We start from the raw sequence: 13,096 nt of genomic DNA on the forward strand, positions 1-13,096 counted from the left end.
GACTTCACCCTTCCTTGTGCTTCAGGGCCTCGGCGAGGCTCGGCGCCTCACGGTCCCGCTGGGACATCGATGTGACCGGCAGCGGCCAGGGAATGGCCAGCTCCGGGTCGTCGAAGGCGATCGTCACGTCCTCGGCCGGATCGTGCGGGCGGTCGATCCGGTACGAGGTGTCGGCGGTTTCGGTCAGCGCCTGGAAGCCGTGCGCGCACCCCGCCGGGATGTACAGGGTCGTCTGCGTCTCGCCGGACAGCTCGAAGGAGGCCCGGTTGCGGTAGGTCGGCGAGTCCGGCCGCAGGTCCACGACGACGTCGAAGATCCTCCCGTACGAGCACCGCACCAGCTTGGCCTCGCCGGCGCCGGAGCGCAGGTGCAGGCCGCGCAGCACGCCCCGGACCGAGCGGGACACGCTGTCCTGGACGAAGGCGTGCGGGTCGAGGCCCACCGAGCGGACCACGTCGGCGTCGAAGGTGCGGCAGAAGAAGCCGCGTTCGTCGGCGTACGGTGTCGACTCGAACAGGTAGGCGCCGGCGATCTCCGGGACTTCGGTCGCTTTCATGGGGCCTTCCGCGGGGGGTGGGCGTGGTCGTTCGCCGGGAACAGGGTCGTGGTCAAGGCGGTGAACTGATGGGCGAGTTGCTGCGCGGCGAACCGGTTTCGCTCGGTGAGGGTCTGCCGTAGCTCCGGCGCGTGCTTCTCCAGGTCCTGGAACTGTTCGAGCAGCCGGTCGGCGTCGACCTCACGTGCCGAGTGGCAGTACGCGCCGAGGCCCATCCGGTCCATGAGTGCGTCGCTCTTCGCCGCGTAGCAGAGGGCGAGCACGGGCGTTCCGGTCTTCAGTGCGCAGATCAGGTTGTGGTAGCGGACGGCCACCACGGTGTCGGCGGCCGCCATCTCGTTCATCAGGTCGGCCAGTGAGGCCGGTTCGGCCGCGGTGACCAGCGGTGAGTCGACCGCGTCGAGGATCGCGGCGACCACCGACTCGTCGCACGTGTCGCCGGTGAGCAGCCGGACCGGCCTCCCCTCCTCGACCAGCGTACGGACGAACCGGATCGTCCCGTCGAGGTAGCGCCGGTGGATCTCCTCGGCCCGGGTGCGGTCGTCGTTGCCGCCGTGGAAGTCCATGACACCGAGGCAGACCAGGCCCGGCGAGCCCGAGGGCGCGCTCGCCCGCGGCGTCGGCAGGGCGAACGCGAGGTCCGGGTAGACCTCGTCGCGCGCGGTGTCCACGCCCATCGCCCGCATCGCGTCGCGGGACGGGGCGTCCCGGTACGACCGGTACGCGGCCAGCCGCGCCGACCAGCGCACCAGGGCCCGGGTCGGCCGGTTGCCGATCTCGGCGGCGCCGACGCTGACCAGCGCGACCCGGGTGCGCAGCAGCCGGCCACTCGCGCAGAGCAGGAACAGCGAGTAGGGGAAGCCCCACGGCCGCAGCGGCAGCGTGGCCTCCAGGACGCCCATGCCGGGCACGATCACCACGTCGTGGCGGCGCACCCAGGCAGCGGTTCGGTAGACGTCGACGAGTTTGCCCAGACCCTTGGCCGCGACCGCGCCCGCCCGCGACGCGGTCCGGTACTCCCCGCGGTACCAGTGCAGCCGCGTCGCGGGGATCCCGAACCGGGTCGTCACTGCCTCGGGTCCGCCGCACAGCGCGTCCACGACGGCCTCCGGGTGCTCGGAGCGGAGGTAGCCGAGGACGGCCTCAAGTGATCCGTCGTTGCCGAGGTTGCCGGAGCCGAGCAGGCCGAACACCCCTACGCGCACCGGAGTTTCGTCCGCTGACGTCATGTCTGCCTCCCTTCACGGCCGGCGACGAGGGCGTCGACGGAGACGGTCAGCTTGGCCGGGTCGACCGGGGCGCGGTCCTCGACCCGCTCACCGGCGCCCGGCCGTACCCGGCTGGTCATCCATGCGGCCAGGTGGCGGTAGCACGCGCGCCGGTCGGCCCCGGACAACGGGGCCCGCCGGATCGCCGAGGCGAAGCCCCAGACGTACTCGGTGAGCAGCCGGGGCGTCGGGTGCAGCAGGCCCGCCCGGCGCGGGTCCAGGTTGACGCAGCGGGAGCGCTTGCTCGGGTTCGCCCGCTCGGCGCGGGTGGGGTGGTCGCGGCGGAAGTACAGGAGTTCCGACACCTGGTGGAAGCGCCCGTGCAGGGCGATCTCGGCGACGAAGGTGCGGTCCGCGTGGTGGTAGCTGTCCATCGGCTTCACCCGGCGCAGCGCGTCGGCCCGGATCACCCCGTAGAAGTCGTCACCGCCGGGCTCGAACAGCATGCTGCGGAATCGCTCCGGCGCGTGCGGTGAGTCGGTCGCAAGGGTGTACTCGTAGGGGACCTTCACCTGGCCGTCGCCGTCGATGACCGCCTGGTCGGCGTGCGCGAGGATCACGTCCGGCCGCTCGTCCAGCGCCTGGACGCAGTGCCGCAGCAGATCGCGGGCGTAAAGGTCGTCGTGCGAGGCCCACTTGAACAGTTCGCCGCGGCACTGGGTGAACACGTAGTTGTGGTTCGGCGTGGCGCCGACGTTCCGGAGCAGCCGGACGTACCGGACCCGCGAGTCCTGCGCGGCGTACTTGCGGCAGATGTCCTCGGTCCCGTCGGTCGAGGCGTTGTCGGAGATGACCAGCTCGAAGTCCTCGTAGGTCTGGCCGAGCAGGGCGTCGAGCGACTCGGCCAGGTATTCCTCGCCGTTGTACACGGGCAGGCCGATGCTCAGCCTGGGTTGGGCGGTCATGAGGTCCTCACTTCGCGGATGGAGTCTTGGTGTTGCTCGCGCAGGGCGGACCGCAGCTGCAGCCACCACACGGCCGAGCCGCTGACGGTCGCGGTGGCGACGCCCCAGGCCGAGCCGACCGTGCCGGCGACGGCCGCCCCGCCGAGCCCGCCGCCGACGTAACAGGCGGAGGCGAACAACTGGCAACGCAGGCTGCGCCGGGCCGCACCGAGTGCGCGCAGCCCGGCCGCCGCGCCGGTGCCGAGACCTGCGCCCGCGACGCCGAGGGTGACCGGCACGATGAGCTGTGCGGCAGAGCGCCAGACACCGCCGAGCACGAACTCGCCGAGCCGGTCCGGCATCAGCAGCAGCGCCCCGCCCCAGAGCAGCGCGCCGACGGCCTGCCCGCCACCCAACAGGAGGCAGAACGTGCCGAGGCGGTGCGGGGCCTGCCGCAGCACCCGTGCCGCCTCCGGGACGGTGACCAGCGAAAGGCCCATCAGCACGGCGAGGAACGGGCCGAGCAGGAGCTCGGCGCCCCGCACCGCACCCACGGCGCCGAGCCCGACGATCGCGCCGAGCCCGTACGCGCGCAGCTGGCTCGCACCGCTGAGGCAGGTGTTCTCGACCAGGTACCGGTAGCCGAGATCGCGCTGTTCGCGAAGCCACCCGCGCGCCTTGGTCATCCGGGGCCGGATGCCGGACTGGATGTAGCCGTACCCTGCCGCCACCGTGGCGGACGCGCCCCAGGCGAGCACGAAAGCGGCCACGCTGCCCACGCGGGCCGCCACGATCATGGCCGGGACGAGTGCGACGCCCCACACGACGTCGTTGACGAACGCCTTCCGCCCGGTGCCGGCGGCGAAGAACGAGAACCGCCAGGCGTCCTGCAGCAGCAGCCCCGGCAGCATGACGCCGAGGCAGACGAACGCGGGCCCCACGCGGCCGCCGAGGGTCGGCCCGACCACCAGACACGCCGCGCCGATGGCCGTACCCACGCCGAGTGCGGTACCCGACGACCGGGCCACCGCCCCGCGCCAGGACGCGTCCGACACGCCGCTGAAGCGCACCACGAGCGGATCGGTGGCCAGCCCGCGGGAGACATTGAGCACCACGCCGTAGGTCACCCAGGCGAGGCTGAACACGCCGAACGCGGTCACCCCGAGCGAGCGGGCCACGTAGATGCCCACCGCGAAGTTGGACATGCTGGAGGCCGCCTGGTCGGCCAGTCCCCAGGACAGTCGGCCGACGAGGGCCCGCTTGGCGGATCCGGCCGGTGGCGCCACTGTCTGCGGATTCTCTCCCTCGACGGGCATCGACGTCATGTCTTGATCAGCCCGGCCTCGTGCAGGGCGCCGGCCGCGTCGGCGACGGTGTCGAACGGCAGCCCGGACCGCTCGGCAACGTCCAGCAGACTGTGCTCGCCGTCGGAGAGGTTGAGCACCCAGAGCATGGCCATCTGGGCCTGCTTGGTGTCGCTGCGCCCGCCGAGCGCGTCGTACAACCCGCGTCGGCCCAGCTGTGGTTCGCCGTACGGGCTGAGGTTGACGTACTGACGGTTGCGATCGAGGACGTCGAATGCCTCGCGGCAGACGGCAAGGGTGTCCGCCATCGCCTCCGGGGAGACGAAGTCCAGGTTGTCCGCCGAGGTGTGGTACTCGGGATAGCCCGCGTACGGGGTCCGGGTGAGCGAGCCTACCCCGAGATTGAACCCGGGCGAGCAGTACTGCCGCTCGTCGTAGCCGTACGGAGTGAACTCGTTGACCTGGTGCGGGCGTTCGGAGGCGGCCAGTACGTGCCGCATCACCCGGTCGATCTCCGCGTCGCCACGCCTGCTCTGCTTGTACGTCAACGAGCCCGGGTCGCCGGCGCAGGCCAGCACAAGCCCGTGCTTGACCCGTTCCACCCGCTCCGCGTTGCGGGCCAGCCAGGTGATCGCCCCGATGGTGCCGGGCGCGAAGATGAACCGGTAGGTGTAGTACGGCGTTTCCTCGGCCAGCGCCCGGGCCAGGTACGTCGCCACCGCGACGCCGGCCATGTTGTCGTTGGCCAGCGACGGGTGGCAGACGTGGCAGGAGACGATGACCTCGTCGGCGACCTGCCCGGGGACGACGTGCTCGGCGTAGGTGAGGTGGCCGTCGGCGAGTGTGGAGTCGATGCGTACCTCGTACTCGCCGTCCGGCATCGCGTCCAAGGTGTCCTGGGCCAGGCAGAAGCCCCATTCCGGCTTGTAGTAGCTGGTGCGGTACGGCACCCAGGACGGGTGGTCCGGCAGGGTGTGCAGGTGTTCACGCAGCTCGGACAGGGGCATGGTCGCCGACACCGGCACGCTGTAGCCGAGCACGTGCAGACTGGACGCGGCGAAGTCGACGACCCGGTTGCCGGCGCTGTCGGCGATGTACGCGTCCCGGATGTTCCACTCCTGCGGCACGGTCCAGTCGAGCACCTGCGTCCCGGTCGGCACCTCGTGCACCTGCAGCGGGATGTACTCGCCGACGATGTCCAAGGTGGCGCGCACACCGTCGCCGGTGATGCTCCGGCAGAGCGGATACAGCCGCTCCACCAGGGCGTACATCTCATCGCCGTGCGCGGTCACCGGCGCCACCGCAGGGTGTCGTCGACGGTGCCGGCCTCGGACGCCGCGCGCAGCACGGCGAGCCGGGTGAAGCGTCGGTCGAAGTCCTCCCGGGTCAGGTCGAACTTCCGGTAGGCGTCGGCGAGTTCGAGCGCACCCTGCTTCACCGTCCACTCGCAGTCGAAGTCAGGGATCGCGGCGCGCAGCCGGGAGAAGTCCACCCGGTACGACCGCGGGTCGGCACCGTTCTCCCCGGTGATCCTCACCTTCGCGCCGGACACCGCCTCGGCGACCTGCTCGGCGATCTCGGCGACGGTGACGTTGTTGATCTCACTGCCGATGTTGAACGCCTGGTCGTGCACCGCTTCCCGCGGCGCGCTCAGCGCGGCCGTGAAGGCCCGTGCGATGTCGACGGCGTGCACCAGCGGGCGCCAGGGGGTGCCGTCGGAGAGCACCAGCACTTCGCCGGACAGCAGCGCGTGGCCCACCAGGTTGTTCAGCACGATGTCGGCGCGCAGCCGGGGCGAGTAGCCGAAGGCGGTGGCGTTGCGCATGAACACGGGGGTGAAGTCGCCGTCGGCCAGCTCGTGCAGGTCGTCCTCGACGCGCACCTTGGACTCCGCGTACGGCGTCACCGGGCGCAGCGGGGCGTCCTCGGCCACCAGGTCGTCGCCGCCGGCGGCGCCGTAGACCGAGCAGGTGGACGCGTACAGGAAGCGCTGCACCCCGGCGTCGCGGGCCAGTTGGGCGAGCCGTACGGACGCGTGGTGGTTGATGTCGTACGTGAGCTCCGGCGCCAGCGATCCCAGCGGGTCGTTGGAGAGTGCGGCCAGGTGGATCACGGCGTCGACCCCGGCCACGTGTTCGGCCGTGACGTCGCGCAGGTCCACCCGGTGCCCCGGCGGGTCCGCGGGCGTCGGGCCCAGTACACAGTCGGCGAACAGGCCGGCGTCGAGGCCGACGACCTCGTGCCCGGCGGCGGCAAGGACCGGGGCCATGACGGTTCCCAGATAGCCCTGGTGTCCGGTCAGCAGTACGCGCATGGTTCAACCCCCCAGGTTGAGCGTGAGTTTGGTGACGGCGAACGCTTCGGCGTATCGCTCGTGGCATTCGATGCCGCGGATCCGAGCGAGGCCGAGGAAGGCCTCCCGGTCGTACCAGGGCCGGTGCCGCTGCGAGGGGTAGTGCTCCTGCAGCAGCCGCACCTTCTCTTCGGCGATCTCCGGCGACAGCGGCTGGTACGCCGCCATACGGCCGAGGTCGCCGTCCCACTTGACGATCTCGTAGCCGAGCACGAGGTGGTCGCGGAAGGCGGTGGGTATCAGCTGCGCCAGGCCGCGGTGGTCCTGGTGCGCGTCATCGGTGCGCGGCGCCAGCACGAGATCCGGGTCGGTCTGCGCGCGCAGTTCCTCGACGGCGGCCTTGGCCTCTTCCCAGTGCGCGGGCAGCCGGCCGTCGGGCAGCTTGTGCACGGTCAGCCGCAGGTCGGCGTCCGGGCAGAAGGCGGCGAGCGCGGCCTGCTCCTCCTGCTCCCGCTCGCTGCCGCCGCCGGAGAGCACCAGCGCGTCGACCCGGAGACCGGGCCGCGCGAGGCACATGGCGAGCAGCGTGCCGCCCGCGCCGATGGCGATGTCGTCGCAGTGCGCGCCCACCGCGACGATCCGGTCCGGGCGCCCGGCCCCGAGCCGGATCACGCGCTCACCCCTGCGTTGTCGTGTTCCCACACGGCCCACGGGCGCTCGCCCCGCGCGTAGGAGGCGTCGAGCGCGGCCCGCTCCTTCACGGTGTCGGTCGGCTTCCAGAAGCCGCGGTGCTGGTGCGCCACCAGCCGGCCGCGCTTGGCCAGTTGGGCGCATCCGTCGGCGACCAGGTCCCCGTTCTCCGGTATGTGGTCGAAGACCTCCTGGCGGAGCACGAAGTAGCCGCCGTTCTCCCACAGCGGCAGTTCGCTCACCGCGGTGATGCCGCCCACCAGGCCGTCCTCGCCCAACTCCACGCAGTGGAACGACGACTGCGGCGGCACCACCATCATCGACGCACCCGCGTCACGCGCGGCGAACCGGTCGATCATCTCCGGCAGCGGGGCGTCGGTGAGGACGTCGGCGTAGTTGGCGAGGAACATCTCGTCACCGTCCAGGTGGTGGCGCACGCGGCGCAGCCGCTCCCCGATCGGTGACTCGATGCCGGTCTGCGCGAACGTGATCGTCCAGTCCGAGATGTCGGTGGACAGCAGCTCGGTCCGCCCGCCGCGCAGCACGAAGTCGTTGGAGGTCGTCTCCTCGTAGTTGAGGAAGAAGTCCTTGATGTGGTGGGCCCCGTACCCGAGGCACAGGATGAACTCCGTGTGCCCGAAGTGCGCGTAGTAGCGCATGACGTGCCAGATCAGCGGCCTGGGGCCGACCATCGCCATCGGCTTGGGCACGTCGTCGGAGGTTCCGTTGCGCATCCGCATCCCGTAACCGCCGCAGAACAGAACGACCTTCATGACTTGACCTCGACAATGCTCAGTTCCGGGATGGGAAAGACCAGCCGGCCGCCCCAGTCGTGCACGAAGGACAGCTGCTCGACCAGCTCGGCCCGCAGGTTCCACGGGAGGACGAGCACGTAGCCCGGCTTGTCGGCGGCTATCTGCTCGGGCGGCAGGATCGGGATGCGGGTGCCCGGGGTGAACCTGCCGTGCTTGTAGGGGTTGCGGTCGACCGTGTACGGGAGCAGGTCGGGCCGGATGCCACAGTGGTTGAGCAGGGTGTTGCCCTTGCCCGGGGCGCCGTAGCCGACGACCGTCTCGCCGCGCTCGGCCGCCTCGATGAGGAACCGCAGCAGATCCCGGCGCACCTTGGCCACCCGGGCGGAGAACTCGGTGTACCCGGACAGCTCCTGCAGCCCGGCGGCCTTCTCCCGGGCCAGTACGTCGGCCACCCGTCGGGTCGGCTCGCCTGCCACCTCGGTCGGCCGGGCCCACAGCCGGATGGAGCCGCCGTGCGTGGGCAGCAACTCGACGTCCACGAGGGTGAGTCCGCCGCTCGCAAGGGCTCGGATCGCGGACGCGACCGTGTAGTACTGGAAGTGCTCGTGGTAGATCGTGTCGTACTGGTTCTCCTCGATCAGGGTCAGCAGGTGCTGCACCTCGATGGAGACCCAGCCGTCGTCGGCGACCAGGGCGCGCAGTCCCTGGGTGAACCCGACCACGTCGGGGATGTGCGCGTACACGTTGTTGGCCACGACCAGGTCCGCCGGGCCGTGCTCGGCGCGGACGGCCGCGCCGGTGTCCGGGCTCAGGAACTCCGTGAGCGTGGGCACACCCGCGTCCCGCGCCGCGGCGCCGACGTTCACCGACGGCTCGATGCCGAGGCAGCGGATCCCCCGGTCCACCACGTGCCGCAGCAGGTACCCGTCGTTGCTCGCGACCTCGACCACGAAGGCGTCGGTGCCGAGCCCCAGCCGCGCTGCGGCGTCGGCGACGAACGTGCGCGCGTGCTCCACCCAGGAGGTCGAGAACGAGGAGAAGTACGCGTACTCGCTGAACGTCTCCTCCGGCGTGATCAGCGGAGGGATCTGCGCGAGCCAGCAGTCGGTGCAGACCCGCAGGTGCAGCGGGTACGCGGGCTCCGGCTGGTCCAGTTGGTCCGCGGCGAGAAAGCTCTCACATGGTGGCGTCGCCCCGAGGTCGACGACGCTCGCCATCGCCTCCGAGCCGCAGAGTCGGCATCGTGTCATTTAGTGTCCCCATCCCCCCTGCTCGCGCGGGTGTCCCCGCCACGAGTCAGTGCTGACCGACCCGCGATCGCGGTGCGGTACTCATCCACCAGGCGCTCCAGCCCGACGGCCGGGCTGAAGCCCTGTTCGTAACGGAGCCGGGCCGCCTGGCCCATCTCCTGGTTGCGGGCCGGCTCGGCCGCGATCCGGCGTATGCCGGACGCGAGCGAGGCCGGCTCGCCCGGCCGGTGCAGCAGCCCGGTCACCCCGTCCTCGACGAGTTCGACGAAGGCACCGTGACCGGCGGCGACGACCGGGACCCCGGCCGCCATCGCCTCCACGACCACCAGGCCGAATGCCTCCAGCCACGTCGAGGGAGCCACCACGGCGACCGACCGCGCGATGGCCTTCTGGCACTCCGCCGTGTCGTACAGGCCCACGTATTGCACGTCGTCCCGGCCCGCCGCCCAGGCGGTGACCTCTGCCTCCAGTGGCCCCGCGCCGGCGATCACGAGCGGTACGCCCACACCGCCGCTCGCTGCGATCTCGTCCCACGCGGCCATGAGCAGCCGTACGCCCTTGGCCTCCGCGAGCCGGCCGAGATAGAGCAGATGTTCGCCGGCGCCTGATCGGCGGGCATCCGGGTCGGGCACGAAGTTGTGCTTCACCGCCAGCCGCTCGGCCGGCATGCCGGCCCGCACCAGGACGTCGCGCTGCGCCGCGGAGATGCAGAAGAACCGCTCCACGCCGGACCACCACCGCCGCCGGTTGACCGACAGGCTGACCGCGAGCGGCACCGTCGCAAGGCGGGAGTTCCGGTAGCAGCCGTGCCGGACGGCGGGCAGTGGCGTCGACCCGACGCACTCGGTGCACGGCCTGCCGTCCCGCTGCAGCGTGCCGGGAGGGCAGACCTGGGTGTAGTTGTGCAGCGTGGCGACGGCGGGCACGTCGGCGTCTGCGCAGGCGGCAAGCACCGCGGGCGACAGGAGCGGGAAGACGTTGTGCACGTGCACCACGTCCGGCCGCTCGGCGCGGAGCCGGGTGGCGAGTTCCGTGCGGACCGCCGGGTTCCACGGCACGAGCAGCGGCACCGCGACCTTGCCGGGCAGGGACCGGCCGGCGATGTCGTCGCTGCGCCGCTCGAACACCTCGACCCGGTGGCCGGCCGCGCGCAGCAGCCCTACCTCCTGGTCGACGACCGTGTTCTCCCCGCTCGGCTGTGCCGAGGCGTAGCGGTTGTGCACCACGAGGATGTGCATGCTCACCTCACCTCCGGTCTCTGGGCCCAGCGCGGGACATGTCGTCGGGGGACGTCGGGCGTCGCGAGGGGTGTGGCCTCGGCAGGTGCCGCCAACAGCGAGGCGGCCAGGGCCAGATGCAGCAGATACGGCGAGGCGTCGCCGAGACCGGCCTCGGTGTACGACGCGATCGCGCAGTAGCTGATCAGGAAGATCGCGCAGGCCCTCGGCAGCGACGGAGGCCGCAGCAACGCGACGCCGCCCAGCACGATGATGATCGCCGCGACCAGGGTGACGCCGATCAGACCCTGCTCGTTGTAGACGGCCAGCCAGCTGTTGTCGATCGGCAGCCCGCCGAACGACTTGTCGCCCAGGCCCACGCCGAACAACTTCTCCCCGGTCGTCCGGGGCGCAGCCAGCAGGGCGTCCCAGACCTTGGCCCGACCGGTGAGGCTGGAGAAGTTCGCCTTGCTCTGTCCGCGCAGGAACCACGCCTGGAGCACGGAGGCGAACCCCACCGCGGCCACCGTGGCGCACAGCACCGTCCAGGTGAAGAAGCGGCGGGCGGCGGCGCTGGTGAGGAGGAGCGAGCCGATCGCCAACACCAGCCCGAGGAGCAGGCCGAGCGTGGCCGTCCGGGTATGGGTCAGCGCGAGCAGGACGAGTGAGGGCACGATGACCACCACCGCGCTGGCCCTGTCGGTCCGGCGGCCGAGTACGAGCAGCACGGTGAGCCCGATGATCACCGCGGCGTACTGTCCGATCTGCGGCGGGGTGAGCGGCCACAACGCGCCGACCAGGCGTCCGCCGTAGAGGTCGGGCAGGGCCGCGCCCGGTGAGACGACCAAGCCGGCGGCCACCGACCCGAGCACCGCGAAGTACATCCGGATGTGGTGCCGGGCGAACGTCAGGCTGCCGTCCCACCAGCGGCTGAGCAGCCACAGCGTGGCCACGAAGAGAGTCAGCCGGAAGCAGCGGAACAGTGCGCCGAACCCGGACTCCAGGTGCGCGCTGGAGATCACGCTCGTCACCAGGAGCAAGGTGAGCAGGAACACGTACGCACTGGCTCGGATGCGCAGCCGGAGATTGACCGCGAGCGCCAGCGCGAACGCGGTGACCAGCGCGCCCATGGTGACCATCTGGATGAGGGAACGGGGCAGCGGGACGATGGTCTTCGCCCCGGCGGAGCCGAGCGTGTTGAGGACCAGCAGCCCCCAGACGATCCCGACGATCCTCGGTGTGCCGGCAGGGCGCGGGTCGGCACCGGGCTGCGTGCTCGCCGTACCCGGTCGGCCCGGTGTCCCACCGTGCGTCAGGTCCCCGCCCACCTCAACCACCGGCCCGTGGGTCGAGGTCGAGGGTGCTGCCCGCGTCCTGCTGGTACGGCGTGCTCTGCCACTGACCGATGTCGAGGATCCGGCTCGGGTCGTGGGCGACGAATTTCCACGGTCCGAGGTAGACGTTGTCGTGCCAGCGGTTGTGCTGCTTGCGGGTGATCGCCTCGGCCACCCCTTCGCCCTGGTACGGCGACCAGTCCGGATAGGTGCCGTAGTTGGCCAGCACCGCCATGCGGTCGCACTTCTCCGTGCACCTGACGACGGACTCGTCCAGCACGAAGCGGTTGTCGTGGATGTCCACCCGCTGGGTCTTCCACCGGCAGTCGGCGTAGAGCGGTGGCTTGGCGATCGCCGGTTTCGCGCAGCGGCCGGTGTCCCGGACCAGCAAGGTGCAGTCACCTGACGAGGTGTTGGCCGGGCTGTTGCAGAACCGGTCGGCGTTCTCCCACAGGGTGATCCCGGACCAGTTGTTCTCCAGCACGTTCCGGTAGATCTCGATCTTGCCGGTGCGGGCTTTGATCCGTGGTTCGCCGCCTGACTCGGACAGGTAGACGGTCGCGTACGGGAAGGTGTCGCCACGGTCGGCTGCCCTGCGGCCCTCGACCCAGTTGTTCCGCCGGATCGTGTTGTTCCGGATGACCGCGTTGTAGCTGGTCTCGTAGATCAGCGCGGCACCGTCGTTGGCCTCGATCACGTTGTTCTCGATGCGGAAGTCGTTGTTGTTGGTGTCCGCCCACAACCCTGTTCCGCGGTTGTCGTGCACCCAGTTGCCGCGTACGTCGGCGCCGTTGACGGCCCAGAACTTCACGCCTCCGCTGCAGCCGCAGCCCTTCCGCCGCCGCTCCCAGTCGCCGGTGTTGTTCCCCACGATCTCGTTGCCCTCGACCACCAGGCCGCTGATACGGCCTTTGGTCTTGTACGCGTTCATGCCGTACTGTCCGTTGCCGCGCAGGCAGCTGGCGCGGACCCGCTGGCGGGCACCGGCCATCAGCCCGGCGCCGGAGTTGTTCTGGATCGTCGCGTGCTCGATCACCCACCCGTCGGCCGAGTCATGGTTGACCACGCCCTCGTTCTGCGGCGCGACGAAACCCTGCACGGTCAGGTAGCGGATGGTGACATTGCCGGCGGTACCGCCGAACGCGTACTGGTTGATCTTCTGGCCGTCGAGCACCGCGCCCGGCGCGCCGAGGTAGCGGTCCCCCTTCTTGGGGATGACCTGGGAGTAGCGGTCCCGCTCGAGCCTGTGCCTGCCCGGTCGAAGCCAGAACGTGGTGTTCGCAGGGCTGCTCTTGGTCTTCGCTGCCAAGTCACCGACGACCGCGGGGTCGACCGTCACCGCACCCGCCGGCGCATTCGCCGGCCCGGCCGCGGGCTTGGCGCACACGCGGGCCACGGACGTGGAGGACGCCCCGGACATGGATGGCGCAGCGGTCGACCCCGCCCGGGCGCCCGGCGTGCTCTCACAGCTGGACACCGTCAGCAGGGCCAGCGCCAGCGGTGCCGCCGCCAACGCCCAGTGCCGCCTCTTGTTCCCCACGCGCC

The 13,096-nt window shown here is 71.0% G+C and carries 12 protein-coding genes; all 12 read right to left on the minus strand.

Features of this window, described 5'->3' with window-relative positions:
* Positions 1-4 precede the first annotated feature (4 nt).
* From rfbC to AQI88_RS35655, 12 genes are read right to left on the minus strand one after another with little or no spacing between them, the layout of a single operon-like run.
* Positions 5-556, minus strand: coding sequence for a dTDP-4-dehydrorhamnose 3,5-epimerase (rfbC, locus tag AQI88_RS35600; protein ID WP_067007725.1), 552 nt, complete (start codon positions 554-556; stop codon positions 5-7).
* Positions 553-1,785 (minus strand): polysaccharide pyruvyl transferase family protein, encoded by a 1,233-nt coding sequence (locus AQI88_RS35605; protein WP_067007730.1) that lies wholly within the window; start codon positions 1,783-1,785, stop codon positions 553-555. Before AQI88_RS35605 ends, rfbC begins: the two co-directional genes overlap by 4 nt.
* Positions 1,782-2,729: a glycosyltransferase family 2 protein gene (locus AQI88_RS35610; RefSeq protein WP_067007733.1), complete on the minus strand. Its 948-nt coding sequence runs from the start codon at positions 2,727-2,729 to the stop codon at positions 1,782-1,784. The genes AQI88_RS35605 and AQI88_RS35610 overlap by 4 nt, the downstream gene beginning before the upstream one ends.
* Complete coding sequence (locus AQI88_RS35615; RefSeq protein WP_107118761.1) at positions 2,726-4,033, minus strand: MATE family efflux transporter; 1,308 nt, start codon at positions 4,031-4,033, stop codon at positions 2,726-2,728. Before AQI88_RS35615 ends, AQI88_RS35610 begins: the two co-directional genes overlap by 4 nt.
* A complete protein-coding gene (locus AQI88_RS35620; protein WP_067007736.1) occupies positions 4,030-5,313 on the minus strand; it encodes a DUF4910 domain-containing protein in 1,284 nt (427 codons plus the stop codon). The genes AQI88_RS35615 and AQI88_RS35620 overlap by 4 nt, the downstream gene beginning before the upstream one ends.
* Positions 5,301-6,326, minus strand: a complete 1,026-nt coding sequence (locus AQI88_RS35625; RefSeq protein ID WP_067007739.1) for an NAD-dependent epimerase/dehydratase family protein — start codon at positions 6,324-6,326, stop codon at positions 5,301-5,303. Before AQI88_RS35625 ends, AQI88_RS35620 begins: the two co-directional genes overlap by 13 nt.
* Before the next feature lie 3 nt (positions 6,327-6,329).
* Positions 6,330-6,977 carry a PIG-L deacetylase family protein gene (locus tag AQI88_RS35630; protein ID WP_067007742.1) on the minus strand — a complete coding sequence of 216 codons (648 nt, stop codon included), beginning with the start codon at positions 6,975-6,977 and terminating at the stop codon, positions 6,330-6,332.
* Positions 6,974-7,768, minus strand: a complete 795-nt coding sequence (locus AQI88_RS35635) for a sugar phosphate nucleotidyltransferase (protein ID WP_067007745.1) — start codon at positions 7,766-7,768, stop codon at positions 6,974-6,976. The genes AQI88_RS35630 and AQI88_RS35635 overlap by 4 nt, the downstream gene beginning before the upstream one ends.
* Positions 7,765-9,000 carry a class I SAM-dependent methyltransferase gene (locus AQI88_RS35640; protein ID WP_067007747.1) on the minus strand — a complete coding sequence of 412 codons (1,236 nt, stop codon included), beginning with the start codon at positions 8,998-9,000 and terminating at the stop codon, positions 7,765-7,767. Before AQI88_RS35640 ends, AQI88_RS35635 begins: the two co-directional genes overlap by 4 nt.
* Positions 8,997-10,238, minus strand: coding sequence for a glycosyltransferase (locus AQI88_RS35645; RefSeq protein ID WP_067007750.1), 1,242 nt, complete (start codon positions 10,236-10,238; stop codon positions 8,997-8,999). Before AQI88_RS35645 ends, AQI88_RS35640 begins: the two co-directional genes overlap by 4 nt.
* A gap of 2 nt (positions 10,239-10,240) precedes the next feature.
* On the minus strand, positions 10,241-11,554 hold the full coding sequence (locus tag AQI88_RS35650) for an O-antigen ligase domain-containing protein (RefSeq protein WP_398697560.1): 1,314 nt from the start codon (positions 11,552-11,554) through the stop codon (positions 10,241-10,243).
* The gene (locus AQI88_RS35655) at positions 11,547-13,091 is read right to left on the minus strand and encodes a right-handed parallel beta-helix repeat-containing protein (protein WP_067007756.1); all 1,545 of its coding nucleotides are present in this window, start codon (positions 13,089-13,091) and stop codon (positions 11,547-11,549) included. Before AQI88_RS35655 ends, AQI88_RS35650 begins: the two co-directional genes overlap by 8 nt.
* Positions 13,092-13,096: the final 5 nt, after the last annotated feature.

The sequence above is a fragment of the Streptomyces cellostaticus genome (genome assembly GCF_001513965.1).
GTDB classification, from domain to species: Bacteria; Actinomycetota; Actinomycetes; order Streptomycetales; family Streptomycetaceae; genus Streptomyces; species Streptomyces cellostaticus.